The organism is Frigoribacterium sp. R86507, from assembly GCF_044597695.1.
GTDB lineage: Bacteria > Actinomycetota > Actinomycetes > Actinomycetales > Microbacteriaceae > Frigoribacterium.
This window is the reverse complement of sequence record NZ_CP139002.1, coordinates 2,949,856-2,967,835: the sequence shown is the minus strand read 5'-3', so window position 1 is coordinate 2,967,835 and position 17,980 is coordinate 2,949,856. Positions and strand designations below refer to the sequence as shown.

Below are 17,980 nucleotides of genomic sequence, written 5' to 3'. Positions count from 1 at the left end.
TAGTCAATGACTAGTCGCGGACTAGGATGAGGGCATGACCCCACGGCCTTTCCACCACGGGAACCTCCGGGCCGTGCTGCTCGACGAAGCGGTGGGCGTCCTGCGCGAGTCCGGCGTCGACGGGCTGTCGCTCCGCGACCTCGCGCGCCGGGCCGGTGTCAGCCACGGTGCCCCGAGGAGCCACTTCGTCGATCGGCAGGCGCTGCTCGACGCACTCGCCGAGGCCGGGTTCGAGCGGCTCACCACCGCGGTCCGGCGTGCGCTCGACGGCGAGGGGAGTCGCACGGAAAGCCTCCATCGCGTCGCCCGCGCCTACGTCGACTTCGCCGTCGACGACGCCGCCCTCATGGAGCTCATGTTCCAGACCAAGGTCACCACGAAGCCCGAGGCCGTCCACGAGGCGGCCGGCACTCTCTTCACCGTGCTCGACGGCGCCTTGGGGTCGCCGGCGTCCGGGGCGCCGGTCGACGAGTCGCGGGATCACTTCAAGATGCTCTTCGCGGCGACGATGCAGGGGATCGCGGCGCTCGTCGCCTCCGGTCGCATCGAACGACCCCTCGGGGACCGCCTCGTGGGCACGGCCATGGATACGCTGCTCGACTCCGAGCTGGGGCGCCGCGTGGTCACCCCTCGCTGACGGGGGGATGCCCGCCGTACGGTGCGACTGCTCGCCCACATTCCGATTCACTGTGAAGTGACTTCATGATGAAGCGATCGAGGTAGGTTGACAGGACGCACCACCGACGGAAGGCTTCCCATGTCCACGACCCCGCGTCCCACCCCGCATCGCACTCCTCGCGTCCTCGTCACCGGGGCGAGCATCGCCGGTCCCGCTCTCGCCTGGGGGCTGGCGAAGTCCGGCTTCGACGTCGTCCTGCTCGAGCGATCCGCCGCTCCTCGCGAGACGGGCCAGAACATCGACGTGCGCGGCCTCGGTCGCGAGATCCTGACGCGCATGGGCGTCGAGGAGACGGTCCTCGCGAACCTCACGGGCGAGGAGGGGACCCGCTTCGTCGACGAGGACGGACGCCCCTACGCCGTGTTCCCCCGAGAGGAGGGGCAGGACGGGCCGACGGCGGAGGTCGAGATCCTGCGCGGTCGCCTCGCCGGCATCCTCGTCGACGTCGTCCCGGCCGAGGTGGAGCGCCGCCACGGCGACTTCGTCACCGGGGTCGAGCAGGACGGGACGGGTGTCGACGTCACGTTCGACAGCGGCGCCCAGGAGCGCTTCGACCTGCTCCTGGTGGCCGAGGGACGCAGCTCGCGCACCCGGCGCCTCCTCTTCTCCGAGGAGACCGAGCTGCGCGACTTCGGCGTCAGCATCACCTACGGCACCCTCGACCGGCACCCGGACGACGTCGACACCTGGGACTGGTTCACGGGTACGCGGGGACGCGTCGCCTCCGTGCGGCTCGACAACGAGGGGACGATCCGGGCGAGCATGTCGTTCGAGTCCGAGCCGATGGGCTTCGAGAAGCTGCCCGTCGAGGCCCAGCTGCAGCTGCTCCGGGCACGTTTCCGAGGTGCCGGCTGGCAGACCGAGCGAATCCTCGACGGCTTCTCGGCACGTCCCGACGAGTTCTACACGCAGCGGATGGAGCAGGTCGTCATGTCGACCTGGAGCCGGGGGAGGGTCGCGCTCGTCGGCGACGCCGCCTGGGGGTCGGGCCCGACGGGCATGGGGACGACGCTCTCGCTGGTCGGCGCACACATCCTCGCCGGCGAGCTCGCCGCGACCCCCGACCAGCCCGCGCGCGCCTTCGCGAGCTACGAACGGCAGATGCGCCGCTACGCCGACAGCGCTCAGGGCCTGCCGCGCGGCGGGGCCCGAGCGTTCCACCCCTCGTCGACCGTGGGACGGAAGGCGGTCCGGGTGGCGCACCGCGTCGCGGCGTCGAGGCCGGTGCGGACGTTCTTCCAGGCGAACCTGCTGACGAGCGAGAAGCACGTCCCGGTGTTGGCGGACTACCCGCACCTCCGGGCCTGAACCCCGCGGGGGCAGCCGGCCCCGCCCGTCGATGAGAGGATCGAGCATGACGACCCCGAGACGGAACCTGCTCGAGGCGCTCCGTCACTACGCCCTGAGCTACCAGGAGTCCACCCGAGAGCTCGCCCGCCGGATGGACCTGCCGACGGTGGACGGCACCGCCCTCGGCGAGATCCTCTGGGCCGAGTACGACGGCGCCCCCCTCTCGCCCGGTCGACTCTCGATGCGCGTGGGCCTCACGTCGGGCGCGACCAACGCCCTCATCAACAGGCTCGAGGCGCTGGGGCTCGTCTCGCGCAGTCGCGAGAGCGACGACCGCCGCGTCGTCACGCTCCGCACCACCGAGACGGCCCGGGAGCGTGCGGCGGTCTTCCTCGACCCCTCGACCGCCGCCCTCGAAGCGGCCCTCGACGAGTACGACGACGTGACGCTCGACACCGTCCGTTCGGTGCTCGTGCAGCTGGCCGCGGTCCTGCCGGGCACCGATCAGGACGGCGCCCGACGCCCCCGGTGAGTCGCTCGGGTCCGACAGTGTCGGTGGGGTGTCGTAGCGTCCTCGGTGGGAGGCGTGATGAAAGACCACCGGCAGCCGTCCGCGCGAACCGGCGCGCGCCTCCTCGTCGACCCCGGGGCCGGGCGCGAGGGCACACGGTGACCGCCGTCATCGGTCCCGTCGGCGGCGACGAACGCCCCGACCACCTGCTGCCGCAACAGGCCGCCGAAGCCGTCCACGCCGGTTTCCCCTCGCCGGCGCAGGGGTACTACAACGGGCCGGTCGACCTCAACCGGCACCTGATGCGCGACCCGACCGCGACGTTCCTGGTGCGGGTGAGCGGCGACAGCATGACCGGAGCCGGCATCTTCGACGGTGACGAGCTCGTCGTCGACCGGGGCCTCGACGCGCACGACGGGCACGTGGTCGTCGCCGTCGTCAACGCCGAGCTGACGGTCAAGCGTCTCTCGTACCGACAGGGGCGGATGGTGCTCAGCCCCGAGAACCCGGCCTACCCCGAGATCGTGCTGTCCGAACTCGACGAGGCGACGATCTGGGGCGTCGTGACGAGGTGCCTGCACCGTGTCTGAGTCCGCCACGACGTCCAGGTCGACCACGTCCGAGCGCAGCGTCGCCATCGTCGACGCCAACAACTTCTACGTCTCGTGCGAGCGCGTGTTCAACCCGGCGCTCGAGGGCAGGCCGGTGGTCGTGCTGTCGAACAACGACGGCTGTGTCATCGCCCGCTCGCAAGAGGCGAAGGCGCTCAACGTCGACATGGCTGCGCCGTGGCACAGCATCGCTCCGATCGCGGCGATGCAGGGCGTGGTCGCGGTGTCGAGCAACTACGAGCTCTACGGCGACATGTCGGCGCGGTCGGCCGAGATCCTCAGCCGGTACACCAGCGACCAAGAGGTGTACTCGATCGACGAGTCGTTCATCGAGCTGACCGGTTCGCTCGACGACACGATCGCCCAGGCTCGCGAGATCCGCCGGGCCCTGCGCAAGCTCATCGGCCTGCCCGTCAGCATCGGCATCGCGCCGACCAAGACCCTGGCCAAGTTGGCCAACCGCGGCTCGAAGCAGAACGCCGCTCTCGCCGGTGTCTGCCACCTGGGCAGCTACGCCCCCGAACAGCAGACCGCGATCCTCGCGAGCGTCGACGTCGGCGACGTCTGGGGCATCGGCCGCCGCACGGCGAAGAAGCTCGCGCCTCTCGGCATCCACACCGCGGCCGATCTCCGCGACGCCGACGCCGCCCGCATCCGCACGCGCTTCGGCGTCGTGCAGGCCCGGGTCGTGCACGAGCTGCGCGGCGTCGACTGCCTGCCGATCGAGCAGGTGCAGCCCGAGCGCGAGCAGATCTACCACTCCCGGTCGTTCGCGGTGCCCATCACGACCGTCGCCGAACTCGAAGAGGTGCTCTCGGTCTACACGCAGCGAGCGGCGGCCCGGTTACGGAAGCAGGGCTCGTTGACGCGCCTGATGCGGTGCTTCACCGCGACCTCGCCGTTCTCCGACAGCGCCGCCCACACGAACCACTCGGTGTCGGTGGCGTTCCCCGAGCCGACCGACGACGCCGCCTTGTTGTACCGCTCGGCCATCGCCGCCCTCGGCCCGCAGCTCGAACCCGGCAAGCGCTACGTCCGAGCCGGTGTCACCCTGATGGAACTCACCCCGCGCGACGAGCACGCCAGCCTCGACGTCTTCGACGAGGCCGACGCGGCACCACCCGCCTACGGTGCCGTCATCGACCGCATCGCCGGCAAGTTCGGCGAAGACACGCTGGGGCTCGGCATCGCGGGTCTCCGCCACCGGCGCGGCTGGTCGATGAAGCGCGACATGGTGTCGTCCCGCGCGACCACCCACTGGGACGAGCTGGCGACGGTCAGGGCCCGTTGACGAAGTCGGGCCGCCCCTTCACGGAATCACGGCCCGAAGATCAGGGTGCCGAGCACGAAGAACGCCATGACGCCGATGAAGCCCGCCACCCCCGAACCGATCGCCCACGCAGCTCGGTACGACCGCTCGAGCCGGCGATCGAGCAGCGCGGCCACCGCGCCGACGAGTCCGAGGAGCGGCGGGGCGACCAAGAGCACTCCCGCCAACCGGAGGTACCCGGCGACGTACGGGTTGGGGAACGGCACGAAGAGCAGGCCGAGCACGACCAGCAGGGCCACGGACAGGCACACGACGGTCGCGACAGGAACGCGACGGAGGCGTGGCGCGGGGTGGCATGGCTCGATCATGTCGTGTCCTGTCGGTCTCCGGGTTGATCTGTGTCGCCCGCATGGGCGGCATCACCGCTGAACCCCTCCAGACGCACCATGCTGGGCTGGTGACCGCCACGACCAAGACGACCGCCACACGTGTCGTGCTCTCGACCGCGACAGCCCTGTGCGTGGCATCGGTGTGCACGGCCGTCCTCGCTCGGCGCGTCGCCACCGAGGGCCGAGCCTTCGTCCTGGGACCCCTGGGGGGCCAGACGCTCATCGTGCTGGCCGTGCTCGTCGCGGGCGTCGCCTTGGTGGTCCTGGTCCTCGGCGTGGCCTGGTGGCTCACCCGTCGGTCGGGCTTCTGGCCGCAGATCCTCGTGCGGTCCGCCGCGTCGCTCCTCGCGGTGGTCATCGGTCTAGGGCTCTGTGTGGTCGCCTGGCTCGGCGCTCTGGGCTCCGTGAAGTACGTCGACGTGGGCACGGTGGACGGGCGAACGGTCATGGTGGCCGAGTACCGCTCCCTGGCGGGGTTGGGTGCGTCGCTCGGCTACCGCGACGGATGGCTCTTCACGCCCGACCCGGCCGCGTCCGGCTCCGCGATCGGCGACGACGGCGCGGGCGACCCGCAGGCCGAGTTCGGGATGTACCGGCTCGAGGTCGCGGCGGATCAGGTCACGGTCCGGTTCGGTGACGACGGTCAGAACGTCCTGACCGCACCCCGCCCCTAGACGTCTCGCCGCGCCTCCTCGGTCGTCAGCCGGCGGACGCTCGGCGTCGCGACGGCCGCGAGCGTCGCCGCCGCGATGATCGCGGCGCAGACGAGCAGTGTCGGCCGTGTGCCGAACTGCTGCGCCGCCGGGCCGGCGAAGACCTCGCCGAGCGGCACGGCGACGAACGAGCCGACCATGTCGTACGAGTAGACCCGGGCCAGGGAGGCGCGGGGCACGTGGCTCTGCAACGACTGGTCCCACGAGATGGCGAAGATCTCGAGGGCGACTCCGCCCAGGAGGAACGCCACCACGAGCGCGGGCACCGCCGGAGCCAGCCCGAGCGTCGCCACGGGCACCGCCGTCACGGCCATCAGCCCCACGCCTACGGCGAGGCCGTGCCGGGGCCGCCAGCGCATCGCGACGACGGCACCGATGCCGAGGCCGACGGTCTGGGCCGCCACGACCAGCCCCCAGGCCGCCCGCCCGAACGACCCGTCGGCCACGACGGGCCCGAGCACCGTCGTCGCCCCCACGAACGCGGCGTTCAGCACGGCGAACTGCGCCACCACGGTCCACACCCACGAACGCCGGGTGAACTCCTGCCACCCCTCGCGCAGGTCGGAGATCACCGACGAGCCGGAGCCCGAGACCGAGCCGGGCTCCTCGCCGTCGGGCGACGGGGTGTCACGCCGGATCGGCAGCCGCAGGCGCGAGTACAGGACCCCTGCGAGCGCGAAGCCGGCTGCGTCGATCACCAGACCCCACCCCGGCCCGACGACCGCGACGATGCCCGCCCCGGCCGATGCCCCGACGACGCTGCCGCCGTTCAGGCCGAGGCGCAGCAGGGCGTTGGCGGGCCGGAGCAGGGTGTCGGGCACCGTCTCGGGCACGAGGGCCGCCGCCGCGGGCAGGCTCACCGCCGCGACCGCACCGTTCAGCACGCTCAGCACGACGAGCAGCGGGATCGTCGCCGACCCCGTGATGACGAGCGTCGCAACCACGGCCTGCGTCCCGGCCGCGGCCAGCGACGTCCCGACGAGCACGACGTCGCGCCGCAGCCGGTCGGCGATCACGCCGCCGAAGAGCAGCACCGCGACGTTGGCGATCGATCGGGCGGCCACCACCAGTCCGAGGTCTGCCGCCGACCCGGTCAGGTCGAGCACGGCGAACGCGAGCGCGATCGGGGCGACGGCGTTGCCGAGCACGCCCGTCGTCCGAGCAGCGAGCAGCCATCGGAACGTGCCGTGCGCAAGGGGGCCGCGGCGGTCGCTCGTGGCCTGGGGGACCGAGGAGGCGCCTCCTGCGTCCCCGGTCACGGTCGCCTCATCGGGAAGAGTGCGGCCGTCATCGACACCGGGCTCGTGCCCGGCGTCCGGGGCCGCTGCGCGGCGGCGTGCAGGAGGGCGGAGGCGTGGCCCACATGGCGGACGACCCGCTGCCAGGTCTCGGCGTCGACCCAGAGTTCGGCGTCCGTCGAGACCTGGGGCCCGGTCACCCGCCGGGGGGAGCGGCGGCGCAGTTCGTCGGTCAGGGCCTCGACGTAGCGGGCGCGCTCAGTGTCGGCGTCACCGTCGGTGCCGTCGACGGGCCCGGGGGCGACCGGGAACGGCTGGGCCGACGACAGGTGCCGGTACCGCTTGGCCTCGCCGCCGCGGATCGTGACGACCTCGACGACCTCGACGAGGCCCACCCGCTCGAGCACCCGGAGGTGGTAGCTCGCGGTGGCCTGCGACAGCCCGAGTTCGCGACCGGCCTCGGCGGCGCTCATCGCGACGCCCGTCAGGAGCGAGAGGAGGCGCAGCCGGATCGGGTGGGCGGTGGCGCGGAGTTCGTCGAGTGCGGACATGAGGTCATCGTGCAGACCCCGGCACCCGACCGTCAAACGGGTCTTTGGGGGTCGGCTACTTCGAGGTGGCGAGACCCACGAGCGCGGCCGAGATCAGGCCGGCGCCGACGACCGAGATGGCGATGATGAGGACGTGGAAGAACAGGACCATGGGGTGTCGGTCTCTCTGTGAGCAGGTGCGGCGGGTCGAGGCGGAACAGGCGTCCATCGTACCGAGCGCCCCTGGGCGCGGCACGTCCGGCGGGGTGCCCGGGCCGCGGCCTACGCTCGGACGATGACGACCCACCACCTCGACCCCAGCACCGACACCGCCCACGAGGTCTTCTCGCGCGACCACGCCCCCGTGCTGACGATCGACCCCGGTGACACCGTCGTCGTGCGCTCGCTGGACGCCTCGGGCCACCTCGAGCCGCAGACCGTGCCCGGCGAGGTCACGCCGTACCTCTTCCCGACCCGGCGCGGCCACGCCCTGACCGGTCCGATCGCCGTCCGCGGGGCCCGTCCGGGCGACATGCTGCAGCTCGACCTGCTCTCGCTGACCCCCGACGACTGGGGCTTCACGGTCGCCGCGGCCGCCGACACCCCGATCACCCGTCACCTCGGCCTGGTCGACGCCGAGGCCGCCTGGCTGCTCTGGAGCATCGACCGCGACGCCGGCACGGCCACCGAGAGCCGGGGCCTGCGTCGCCCGATCGCCCCCTTCCTCGGCGTGATGGGACTCGCCCCCGCCGAGGCCGGAGAACACTCGACCATCCCGCCCCGCGCCTCCGTGGGCGGCAACATCGACTGCCGCGACCTCGTCGCGGGCACGACCCTCTGGTTGCCGGTGGCGGTCGACGACGCCCTGCTCTACCTCGGTGACGGGCACGCGGCCCAGGGCGACGGCGAGGTCGGCGGCACCGCGATCGAGACCGGCATGACGACGGAGGCGCGGGTCGGCCTGGCGACGGACCGCCCGCTCACGACGATCCACGCCGAGACCCCCGAGGCTCGCATCACCTTCGGCTTCGACGCCGACCTCAACGTCGCCAGCGGGGACGCGCTCGCCGCGATGGTGACCTGGATGCAGCAGCTCTACGCGGTCGACGCCGCCACGGCCCTCGCCTTCGCGAGCACGGTCGTCGACCTGCGCGTCACCCAGGTCGCCAACCGCACCTGGGGCGTGCACGCGGTGCTGCCGCGGGACGTGCTCGTCCCCGCCTGAGCGGCGCCGCGCCTCCTCATCGTCGACCGGGTCGGCGTTCGGCTCGCAGCGCCCTGCGCGACGGTTCGACGACACCCCGAATTCGGCGTGCCGAATACCTCTGATCAGCACTTTTCGGGTCGAGGAGGCGCGCTCGGCATGCCAGGATCGTCAGGTTCCGAGACGCCGGCGTCTCCACCCGACCGTCTCGAAAGGCGCTGCCCCCATGTCGTTCTGGGCCCTCTTCCTCATCGCGCTCGGCGTCTCCGCGGACGCCTTCGCCGTCGCCCTCGGCAAGGGCCTGCACATGACGCGCTTCAACGCGCGGCACGCGGTCGTCATCGCGATCACGTTCGGTGCGTTCCAGGCGCTCATGCCGCTGCTGGGCTGGCTGCTCGGCTCGACCTTCGCGCAGTACATCGCGCCGTTCGACCACTGGGTCGCCCTCGGCCTGCTCGCCCTGGTCGGCGGCAAGATGCTCTACGAGGCGTTCTCGTCGCACGAGGACCGGGAGAAGGACACCGACCGGCTGAACCTCCGGGAACTGGCCGTGTTGGCCGTCGCGACCAGCATCGACGCTCTCGCGGTCGGCGTGACCTTGGCGTTCCTGCCGGTGTCGATCGGCTGGGCGATCCTGCTGATCGGCGTGACGACCGCCGTGCTGACCTTCGTCGGCGTGCTCGTCGGGCGCCGGGTGGGTGCGAGGTTCGGCAAGCCGGCCGAGATCGCCGGTGGCGTGATCCTCATCCTGATCGGCGTGAACATCGTCCTCGAGCACACGGGCGTCCTCGGCTAATCCCCGCGCTGCGCTCGGCGTGCGCCGCTGCGTCAGTCGCGCGGCATGCGCAGTTCGGCCAGTCGAGGCGCGTGCAGCGGCTGGGTCTCCCACAGAGCCGTGAAGGTCGCGTCGGCCTCGTCGAGCGTGAGGTGCAGGCGGTGCGGCGTCTCGACGAAGACGAGGTCGACGTGCAACAGGTCCGCCGACCGGGTGGCGCTCGCGGCGACCGGTGCCGCAGCCGGGCCGTCGCCGACACCGACACCGACACCGACACCGACGATCTCACCGGAGCCGTCGACGGAGCCGTCGTCGGACCCGTCGGTGACGACCCAGTCCTCGGCCTCGACGCGGGCCACCAGACGGGAGTCGCCCTCGACGAGGGTGAGCGTCGTCGCGGCGTCGGCCGAGGCGCGCAGTTCGACCACGCTGAGGCCGGGCTGGTCGTTGCCGTCGGCCGCGGTGAACGAGACGAGTCGCTCGGTGCCGGGGGAGTGCTGGTCGCCGACCCGCGCCTCCTCGGCTGCCGGTCGGACCGGTGCGGCGTCGTGCTCGGTCGGACCGGCCACCCCGGGCAGCGTCAGGTCGGCGAGGCGGGTCGCCAGCGAGTCGTCGGCCGCGGCGTCGCCGATGCGAGCCGCGTCCGTGCCGAAGGCGGGCAGCAGGTGGGCCCACGCCGCGTCGAGCACGGCCTGCATGTCGAGCGACTGGCCGGTCAGGGCGAGCACGACGTCGTGCTCGGGCAGCACCACGGCGAACTGGCCGTAGGCGCCGTCGCCGCGGTAGCCGTGGCGGGCCATCCAGAACTGGAAGCCGTAGCCCTGGGCCCAGTCGGGGTTCGACTCGCCCGCGTTCGAGACGTGCGAGCGCGTGGCCTCGGCGACCCACTCGCGCGGCAGCAGCTGCGTGCCGTCCCACTCGCCCTGCTGCAGGTACAGCTGGCCGAGGGCGGCGATGGCGTGGGTCGTGGCGTGCAGTCCGCTGAAGCCGAGTTCGCGGCCGGACTCGTCACGCTGCCAGCCGACCGCGCCGATGCCGAGCGGGTCGAGCAGGCGGGGGCGCAGGTACTCGCTGAGCGACTGGCCCGTGACGCGCTGCACGATCGCGCCGGCGGCGAAGGTGCACGGCTGGTTGTACGCGAACACGGTGCCGGGCTCGTCGTCGGGCGGGGTGAGCAGGAAGCCGCGGACGACGTCCACCGGGTCGACGGCGAGAGCCCGGTCGAGGGTCTCGGCGCGGTGTCCGCTGGCCATCGCGAGCACGTGTCGGACGCGCATCGACCGGCTGCGCGGGTCGGTCACCTCGGCGTCGAGCTCGGGGAAGTGGCCGAGCACGGTGTCGTTCAGCCCCATCAGCCCCTCGGCGACGGCGAACCCGACCGCCGACGAGGTGAAGCTCTTGCTCAACGAGTAGAGCAGGTGCGCGCGGTCGGCCGAGTACGGAGCCCACCAGCCCTCGGCGACGACCTGCCCGTGGCGCAGCAGCATGATGCTGTGCGGCTCCACGCCGGCGGTGGTCTCGAGGGCGTGGACGAACGCGGAGATGCCCGCCGCGTCGACGTTCTGGGCGGAGGGCGTGCTGCGCGGCAGCGTCGTCGGAGTCACCCCCCGACCCTATGCCCGCCCCCGGTTCACTCGGCCTCGCCCGGCCCCCGTGTGCACATCGCGACAACTGCCAGCGCGAGCCTCGTCATGGACGGTGGCGAGCGGCGTGTCGCACGCGTTTTGTCGGGTTCGGTACGCCGCCCGGGCTCTGGCAGGTCGGGTTCGGCCCGCGACGCTGCCTCGACGCCGGAAAGCCCGTGGCGACCAGCCGAGCCCCGACCCGTGAGGGCTCAGGAGGCGCGGGTCGTGTCGGCGACGGAGCCTCGGCTCCTCGAAGCGGTGACGGAGTTCAGGAGGCGCGGGTCGGGTCCGCCATGGCCCCTCGGCCCCCTGAGGAGGCTCCGGACGCCGCGGGCAGCGTGTCGGCGGCAGGCGCCTCGGCCACCGCGTCGGCGAGGACCGTCTCGGCCACCGCGTCCGCCACGACGACGGCCTCGCGGGTGCGCTCGGCCCGGACGAAGCCGATGCCCACGACGATCAGCAGGCCGCCTCCAAGCTGCAGCGGGGTGAGGGCCTCGCCGAGCAGCAGCCAGGCGTAGAGCGCGGCGGCCGCCACCTCGAGCAGGCCGACGAACGACGCCAGGCGCGAGCCGAGCATGCTGCTGGCCGTGATGCTCGTGGCGTAGGCGACGGCCGTGGCGACGACGCCGACCACGAGCATCGGCACCCACCACGGCACGATCGCGTCGAACAGGGGCACGTCGGCCGCGGAGGTCGTGAACGGCACGAGACCGGTCAGGCCGAGCAGGCCGAGAAGGGCGGCGCCGACGAGCAGGCCCGACGCCGCCAGCGCGACCGGGGGCAGGTCGCCGCTCGGCCGGGCGGCGATCACGAAGTACGCGGCACAGCAGACCATGGCCGCGCCGGCCAGGGCGAGCCCGACGGGGTCGAGCGCCACGCCGCCGCTCGGGGCGACGACCAGCAGGAGGCCCGCGAAGGCGATCGCGGAGCCCACGAGCACCACGACCTGCGGCACGCGCCGCGTGGTCGCCCAGGCCACGCCGACGAGCAACAGTGGGGCGAGGTACTCGACGAGGATCGCCGTGCCGACCGGGATGCGCACGACCGCGGCGAAGTAGAAGACCTGGGTGCCGGCGACGCCGATCACGGCCATGCCGAGCACGCGCCAGCGGGCCCGCCAGATCGGGCCGAGCCGACCGCGGAGGACGACGAGGGCGACGGGTGCGAGTACCACCCCGCCGATCAGCGCGCGGACGGTGACGGCGGCCACGGGACTCCACCCCGATTCGAGCAGCGGCTTGACGAAGGGCCCGGAGAAGCCGAACGACGCAGCGGCGAGCAGCGCGACGAGCAGGCCTGCGGTGGTCGAGGCGGGGCGCCCTGCGGCGAGGGGTGTCGTCGTGGACGTGGTCGTGGTCGCACCGGTACTCACGAAGACTCCTTCTGTCAGGGCCGTCGTGCACAATGGGTGGTGACGCGCCGCTTCTGTCGCGAGCGTACGACCGCCTCTGACAAGGAGTCAACTTGCATTTCGCCCCTGACACCGAAGACGTGCTCGAGTTCAACGTCGCCCTGGTCAACACCGGTGCCGGGGCGAGTCGTTCCGGCGACGACGAGCTCTCGACCCGGGCCGAGCTGAAGGCCCTGCTCGACTCGTTCGCCTTCTCGGGCCGCTTCGACCGGGACGACGCCGAGCTGGCCTCGGTGCAGGGCGTCCGGGCCGAGCTGCGACGCATCTGGACCCTCGAGCGCGACCTGCTCGCCGCCGAGGTCAACCGCATGCTGGCCGACAGTGTCTCGTCGCCCCGGCTCGTGCGGCACGACGCCCTCGACTGGCACCTGCACGCGACGAGCGACGACGCGCCCCTCGCCGATCGCATCCGCGTCGAGTCCGCCCTCGCCCTGGTCGACGTGATCCGCACCGACGAGACCGGCCGACTGCGGGCCTGTGCGGCGGACGACTGCGACGGGGTCTTCGTCGACCTGTCGCGAAACGGCTCGAAGCGGTTCTGCAGCGTCCGCTGCGGCAACCGCGTCAACATGATCGCCTTCCGGGAGCGCCGGGCCGACCCTGCCCCGGGCTGACCCGCCGCCTGCCGCGCGCCGCGCTGACCCGCTCCGACCCCGCCCCGCTCCGACCCCGCCCCGCGCTGACCCGCCCCGCTCTGCCCCGCCGCGCCCTCCTGCCGGGCCGAAAAGCGTGATCCGTTACGTACCGGATCAAGACCAGAAGCTTCCAGGGGGGGCGAAAAGCTCGATCCGTCACGTACCGGATCAAGCGAAGGGGAACAACGGGGGGAGGCGCACTTGACCTCGCAACGCCATCAAGTTGTGCACAACTAAATCGTGCGCGATGTGCTAATGTCGTCCTCATGACCGCAGCAGCCGACACCGCGACGACCCCGGGCCCCGCCTCGGGTCTCGACGAGCAGATCTGCTTCGCGCTCTACACCGCGTCCCGGGCCGTCACGGCTCGGTACCGCGACCTGCTGGCTCCACTGGGCCTGACATACCCGCAGTACCTCGTCCTCCTCGTCCTCTGGCAGGGCGGCACGACGACCGTCTCGGCGCTCGGCCACGAGCTGCAGCTCGAGTCCGGCACGTTGTCGCCTCTGCTCAAGCGCCTCGAGGTTCAGGGCATCGTCACCCGCACGCGGTCCGCCGCCGACGAGCGCTCGGTCGAGGTCGCCCTCACCGAGGCCGGTCACGCCCTCCGTGCCCGGGCCGCCGGGTTCCCCGACCTCATCTGCGGCGCGACCGGGCTCGACCTCGACGACCTGCAGGCACTGCGTGGTGACATCGCCTCGCTAGCGGCAGCCGTCCGGGCGAACACCGCCGCACTGGCCAACACCGCCGTGCTGGCGGACGCGTCCGGCCCGACGCCCCCCGCGGCACCGGCACCCGCACCGGCGCCGGCCCCGACCCCCTCCTGACCCGCCCCACCGACCCACCGCATACCGCACCCCCTCCCCATCGAAAGAGAGCACCACATGCCCACTCGCACCTCACGCACCGCCTGGAACGGCAGCCTCGAGACCGGCGAAGGCCAGGTCGAACTGTCGAGCTCCAAGCTCGGCACCTACGACGTCTCGTTCCCCAAGCGTGCCGCCGACGACGCCAACGGCGCCACCAGCCCCGAAGAGCTGCTCGCCGCGGCCCACTCGGCCTGCTATGCCATGCAGTTCTCGGCCGTCCTCGGCCAGGCCGGCGGCACCGTCGAGGCCCTCGACGTCAAGGCCGACGTCTCGCTCGGCCCGGACTCGGCCGGCGGCTTCAAGCTCACCGGCATCGCCCTCACCGTCCGCGGCGAGGTCTCCGGCATCGACGAGGCCGCCTTCCTCGAGGCCGCCCAGAACGCCAAAGAGACCTGCCCGGTCTCGAAGGCCCTCACCGGCGTCGAGATCACCCTCGACGCCGCGCTCGAGGCCTAGGCCTGAGCCGCAGCACCGCACCCCTCGAGAACGCAGGAGGCGCGGGTCACCCGACCCGCACCTCCTGCGTTCTCCGCATCACCGGCCCGACAGCGCGACCCCGTCAGCACCCCGACCGTGTCAGAGCCACTTCTTCCACTTGAAGACGCCCCAGATGCTCGCGCCGACCGCGACCATCGCGGCGACCGCCATCGGGTAGCCGAACTGCCAGTGCAGCTCGGGCATGTTGTCGAAGTTCATGCCGTAGACGCCGCCGACCAGGGTCGGGGCGAACAGGATGGCCGCCCAGCCCGAGATCTTCTTGACCTCGTCGTTCTGCTGCAGGCCGACCTCCGACAGGCGCCGGGTCTCCTCGTTCTGGGCGAGCCCGGCCTCGGACAGGCGTCGCATCTCGTCGTTCTGCGCCTGGGTGACGAGCGTCGAGTGCACCGTCAGGGCGTTCTCGAGCAGCGCGCGGAAGGTGTCGGCGCGCTCGCCGATGCGCAGCACGTGGTCGAGCACGTCCCGCAGCGAGCGCTGCAGCTCGACGTCGACGCCGTACTTGTCCGACCCGCGCAGCAGGTTCTCGAGCATGCCGCGCAGCGGGCTCGTCGCGCGCTGGAAGCTGATCACCTCGCGCAGCAGCTCGTAGATGCGCCGTGACACCTCGGGGTCGCCGCCGAAGAGCTCGTCCTCGATCTCGTCGATGTCCTTCTCGATGCCGGCGACGACCGGGCCGTATCCGTCGACCACCTGGTCGAGCACGGCGTAGAGCACGGCCTCGGGGCCGAGCGCGAGCAGCTCGGGGTTCGACTCGAGGCGGCGGCGCACCCGGCCGAGGTCGGGGTTCTCGGCGTGCCGGATCGTGATGACGAAGCCCGGGCCGACGAACACGTGCACCTCGCCGAACTCGACCGTCTCCTCGGCGTCGAGGTAGCGGGCCGAGCGCAGCACGACGAAGAGCGTCTCGCCGAAGCGTTCGAGCTTCGCGCGCTGGTGACCCTTGAGCGCGTCCTCGACGGCGAGCGGGTGCAGCTCGAACTCCTGCGCGATCGAGCGCACCTCGTCGGGGTCGGCGCGGTACAGGCCGATCCAGGCCATGCCCTGGTGTTCGTGCAGCAGCTCGAACGTCTCGTCGAGGTTCGCCGGGCTGTCGGTGCGGTGCCCCGCGACGTAGATGCCGTTGTCGATGAGTGCCATGGTCTGCGCTCCTGCCGTTCGTGGTGCGACGACCGTCCGTCGAGGGACGGGGTCGTGCCGGGTGGTGGTCACGACGACCGTGCGGACGGCGGGTGTGCGGTGGGGCCGGGCCGACGCACACGGGCGACGACGCGACACCGGGGGGTGCTGAGTCGTCGACGACGTGCGTCGACGGGAGACGTCGGTGCCCGTGGGCATCGCTCGTGGTCGGTCGGGCCCGGTGCTCAGACGAGCGGGGCGGACGGCGCGACCACGGAGGGATGCCGCGGGGCGCCAGTACTGTCACCAGCCATCGCCGCTCACCTGCCTTCCGTCGTGCTGCCGCCGGGCCCGGTGGGGCCGTGGGCCCGCCTGGGCCGTGGGACAGCGTACCCCTGCGGGCACCCGGGGTCGACCGGTGGCCGCCGGGCGTCCGGGGGAGTCGGAGGGAAGGAGGCGCGTGTCGCCGTTGACCCGTGCCTCCCGCGTCCACGATCGGGTTTCGCGACCTGCAGACGGCGTCACTCTGCCACCGGGACGGCCAGGACACGAGCCTGAGTCGCTTTCGTGACCTGATCGATACGGTGGATCGATGAGCACCGTCGCCGTCACCGTCCTGCCCGCCACCTCAGCCACCGCCGACTCCGAGGGGTCGTCGGGCGACGCCTGGGGCGTCGCACCAGCGAAGCGGGCGGTGGACGCGACCGGCGCCCGCCTGGTCGAGCTCGGCGACGAGACCGAGATGATCGTCCTCGGCGGCCGCGTCGACCAGGCCGAGCTGCGATCCGCGATCGAGCAGCACCCCGGCGTCCGCGTCGTGCAGCTGCCGAGCGCCGGCGTCGACGCCTACGTCGAGACCATGCAGGCCACCGCCCGCGACGGACTCACCTTCACCAGTGCCAAGGGCGCCTACAGCGCACCCGTGGCCGAGCACGCCCTGGCGCTGACGCTGGCGACCCTGCGCTCCCTGCAGATCAGAGCCCGCGCCTCCTCGTGGGAACGCGAGCAGCGCGGCATCTCGCTGAACGGGGCGACCGTCACCATCGTCGGGGCCGGCGGCATCGGCACCGAGTTGCTGCGCCTGCTGCAGCCGTTCGACGTCGAGGTGACGATGGTCCGCCGCACCGACGAGGACGTCCCGGGCGCCGCCCGCACCATCACGGTCGACCGTCTGGCCGAGGTGCTGCCGACCAGCGACGTCGTCGTGGTCGCCGCGGCACTCACCGGCGGCACCCGCAGCCTGCTCGGCGCCGACGAGTTCGCCGCCATGAAGGACACGGCCGTGCTCGTCAACATCGCCCGCGGGCCGCTCGTCGACACCGACGCGCTCGTCACGGCGCTCGCCGAGGGGCGGATCGGGGCGGCGGGCCTCGACGTCGTCGATCCCGAGCCGCTGCCCGACGGCCACCCGCTGTGGGCCGAGCCCCGTGCCCTGATCACCCCGCACCAGGCCAACACGAACGCGATGACCGAGCCGCTCTTCCAGGCCCGCGTCGAGGCGAACATCCGGGCGCTGTCCGAGGGCGGCGACCCCGAGGGCGTCGTCGACGTCGAGCAGGGCTACTGACCCGCCGGCCGCCGACCTGGGAACGAACCCACCCCCGACGCGTTAGACCAGGGTAGTCGCCGCGCCGACCCGACGCGACGTTCGCGAAAGGAACCCCCGCATGCCCCTCATCGGTACATCCGACCTCGACGTCTTCCCCCTCGCCCTCGGCGGCAACACCTTCGGCTGGACCAGCGACGAGGCCGAGTCGCACTCGGTGCTCGACGCCTTCGTCGCCGGCGGCGGCAACTTCGTCGACACGGCCGACGTGTACTCGGCCTGGGCCGACGGCAACTCGGGCGGCGAGTCCGAGACGGTCATCGGCACCTGGCTCGCCCAGGGCGGCGCCTCGCGTCGCGACCAGGTCGTCCTCGGCACGAAGGTCAGCCAGCACCCCGAGTTCCCCGGGCTCGGAGCCGCCAACGTCGTGGCCGCCGCCGACGCCTCGCTCACCCGCCTGCAGACCGACCACATCGACCTGTACTGGGCGCACTTCGACACCGGCGACGACCTCGCCGAGACCCTCGGGGCCTTCGACGCGCTGCAGAAAGCCGGCAAGGTGCGGCACGTCGGCATCTCGAACTTCTCGCCCGAGCGCATCACCGAGTGGGTCGAGATCGCCCGTAGCGAGGGCTTCGCGGCCCCGGTCGCCCTCCAGCCGCACTACAACCTCGTGACCCGGAAGGCCTACGAGCGCGACCTGGCTCCGCTCGCCGCCCTGAACCAGCTCGGCGTCACGCCGTACTTCTCGCTCGCCGCGGGCTTCCTGACCGGCAAGTACCAGACCCGCGACGACATCGCCGGGGCGCGCAGCGGCAACATCGAGGGCTACTTCAGCGACGAAGGGCTCGACGTCGTGGCCGCCCTGAGCGACATCGCGAGCGCCCACCAGGTCGAGATCGCCACGATCGCCCTCGCCTGGCTGCAGGCCCAGCCTCGCGTCGTCGCCCCCATCGCCAGCGCCCGCACCCTCGAGCAGCTGCCCGCGCTGTTGGCCAGCGCGAGCGTGGCCCTCAGCGCCGACGAGCTCGCCGCCCTCGAGACCGTCTCGGCCCGGGTGGCCGAGTAGC

19 protein-coding genes are annotated in these 17,980 nt (G+C 72.4%); 13 read left to right on the top strand and 6 right to left on the bottom strand.

The window, feature by feature from the left end; genetic code table 11:
- Positions 1–34: 34 nt before the first annotated feature.
- The 5 genes from SJY14_RS13990 (at position 35) to SJY14_RS13970 (ending at position 4,382) form a co-directional block, all read left to right on the top strand.
- Positions 35–637, top strand: a complete 603-nt coding sequence (locus SJY14_RS13990) for a TetR/AcrR family transcriptional regulator (protein WP_396599193.1) — start codon at positions 35–37, stop codon at positions 635–637.
- A gap of 120 nt (positions 638–757) precedes the next feature.
- Positions 758–1,987, top strand: a complete 1,230-nt coding sequence (locus SJY14_RS13985) for an FAD-dependent monooxygenase (RefSeq protein ID WP_396599192.1) — start codon at positions 758–760, stop codon at positions 1,985–1,987.
- 46 nt (positions 1,988–2,033) lie between these two features.
- Entirely contained in the window at positions 2,034–2,501 is a 468-nt protein-coding gene (locus SJY14_RS13980; RefSeq protein WP_396599191.1) for a MarR family winged helix-turn-helix transcriptional regulator, read from the top strand.
- A 137-nt stretch (positions 2,502–2,638) separates the two neighbouring features.
- On the top strand, positions 2,639–3,070 hold the full coding sequence (locus SJY14_RS13975; RefSeq protein ID WP_143048573.1) for a translesion error-prone DNA polymerase V autoproteolytic subunit: 432 nt from the start codon (positions 2,639–2,641) through the stop codon (positions 3,068–3,070).
- The gene (locus SJY14_RS13970) at positions 3,063–4,382 is read left to right on the top strand and encodes a Y-family DNA polymerase (protein ID WP_396599190.1); all 1,320 of its coding nucleotides are present in this window, start codon (positions 3,063–3,065) and stop codon (positions 4,380–4,382) included. The genes SJY14_RS13975 and SJY14_RS13970 overlap by 8 nt, the downstream gene beginning before the upstream one ends.
- Before the next feature lie 26 nt (positions 4,383–4,408).
- Here the strand turns inward: SJY14_RS13970 and SJY14_RS13965 are convergent, their stop codons facing one another.
- Positions 4,409–4,729, bottom strand: coding sequence for a hypothetical protein (locus SJY14_RS13965; protein ID WP_396599189.1), 321 nt, complete (start codon positions 4,727–4,729; stop codon positions 4,409–4,411).
- Positions 4,730–4,818: 89 nt separating this feature from the next.
- Here SJY14_RS13965 and SJY14_RS13960 point away from each other — a divergent pair, with 89 nt between their 5' ends.
- Positions 4,819–5,424: a hypothetical protein gene (locus tag SJY14_RS13960; protein ID WP_396599188.1), complete on the top strand. Its 606-nt coding sequence runs from the start codon at positions 4,819–4,821 to the stop codon at positions 5,422–5,424.
- On the opposite strand, the gene SJY14_RS13955 is transcribed toward SJY14_RS13960, so the two are convergent.
- Together SJY14_RS13955 and SJY14_RS13950 are read right to left on the bottom strand one after the other, a co-directional pair.
- Positions 5,421–6,722 (bottom strand): MFS transporter, encoded by a 1,302-nt coding sequence (locus SJY14_RS13955; RefSeq protein WP_396599187.1) that lies wholly within the window; start codon positions 6,720–6,722, stop codon positions 5,421–5,423. The two genes, SJY14_RS13960 and SJY14_RS13955, sit on opposite strands and share 4 nt — an antisense overlap.
- On the bottom strand, positions 6,719–7,252 hold the full coding sequence (locus SJY14_RS13950) for an ArsR/SmtB family transcription factor (RefSeq protein WP_396599186.1): 534 nt from the start codon (positions 7,250–7,252) through the stop codon (positions 6,719–6,721). The genes SJY14_RS13955 and SJY14_RS13950 overlap by 4 nt, the downstream gene beginning before the upstream one ends.
- Positions 7,253–7,526: 274 nt before the next feature.
- On the opposite strand from SJY14_RS13950, the gene SJY14_RS13945 reads away from it, so the two are divergent.
- Together SJY14_RS13945 and SJY14_RS13940 are read left to right on the top strand one after the other, a co-directional pair.
- Positions 7,527–8,456, top strand: a complete 930-nt coding sequence (locus SJY14_RS13945; protein ID WP_396599185.1) for an acetamidase/formamidase family protein — start codon at positions 7,527–7,529, stop codon at positions 8,454–8,456.
- Between the two features lie 205 nt (positions 8,457–8,661).
- Entirely contained in the window at positions 8,662–9,231 is a 570-nt protein-coding gene (locus SJY14_RS13940) for a manganese efflux pump MntP family protein (RefSeq protein ID WP_396599184.1), read from the top strand.
- A 32-nt stretch (positions 9,232–9,263) separates the two neighbouring features.
- Here SJY14_RS13940 and SJY14_RS13935 read toward each other — a convergent pair whose 3' ends face one another.
- Positions 9,264–10,814, bottom strand: coding sequence for a serine hydrolase domain-containing protein (locus tag SJY14_RS13935; RefSeq protein WP_396599183.1), 1,551 nt, complete (start codon positions 10,812–10,814; stop codon positions 9,264–9,266).
- Between the two features lie 289 nt (positions 10,815–11,103).
- On the bottom strand, positions 11,104–12,207 hold the full coding sequence (locus tag SJY14_RS13930) for a DMT family transporter (RefSeq protein WP_396599182.1): 1,104 nt from the start codon (positions 12,205–12,207) through the stop codon (positions 11,104–11,106).
- Positions 12,208–12,299: 92 nt separating this feature from the next.
- On the opposite strand from SJY14_RS13930, the gene SJY14_RS13925 reads away from it, so the two are divergent.
- The 3 genes from SJY14_RS13925 to SJY14_RS13915 all read left to right on the top strand — a co-directional run bounded on the left by SJY14_RS13925 (position 12,300) and on the right by SJY14_RS13915 (position 14,206).
- Positions 12,300–12,860, top strand: coding sequence for a CGNR zinc finger domain-containing protein (locus SJY14_RS13925; RefSeq protein WP_083396185.1), 561 nt, complete (start codon positions 12,300–12,302; stop codon positions 12,858–12,860).
- A 287-nt stretch (positions 12,861–13,147) separates the two neighbouring features.
- Positions 13,148–13,708: a MarR family winged helix-turn-helix transcriptional regulator gene (locus SJY14_RS13920; RefSeq protein ID WP_396599181.1), complete on the top strand. Its 561-nt coding sequence runs from the start codon at positions 13,148–13,150 to the stop codon at positions 13,706–13,708.
- A 57-nt stretch (positions 13,709–13,765) separates the two neighbouring features.
- The gene (locus SJY14_RS13915) at positions 13,766–14,206 is read left to right on the top strand and encodes an OsmC family peroxiredoxin (RefSeq protein WP_054147536.1); all 441 of its coding nucleotides are present in this window, start codon (positions 13,766–13,768) and stop codon (positions 14,204–14,206) included.
- Between the two features lie 120 nt (positions 14,207–14,326).
- Here the strand turns inward: SJY14_RS13915 and SJY14_RS13910 are convergent, their stop codons facing one another.
- Positions 14,327–15,385, bottom strand: a complete 1,059-nt coding sequence (locus SJY14_RS13910; protein WP_054147535.1) for a magnesium and cobalt transport protein CorA — start codon at positions 15,383–15,385, stop codon at positions 14,327–14,329.
- Positions 15,386–15,956: 571 nt separating this feature from the next.
- On the opposite strand from SJY14_RS13910, the gene SJY14_RS13905 reads away from it, so the two are divergent.
- On the top strand, positions 15,957–16,931 hold the full coding sequence (locus SJY14_RS13905; protein ID WP_396599180.1) for a D-isomer specific 2-hydroxyacid dehydrogenase family protein: 975 nt from the start codon (positions 15,957–15,959) through the stop codon (positions 16,929–16,931).
- A gap of 100 nt (positions 16,932–17,031) precedes the next feature.
- Positions 17,032–17,979, top strand: a complete 948-nt coding sequence (locus tag SJY14_RS13900) for an aldo/keto reductase (RefSeq protein ID WP_396599179.1) — start codon at positions 17,032–17,034, stop codon at positions 17,977–17,979.
- Position 17,980: the final 1 nt, after the last annotated feature.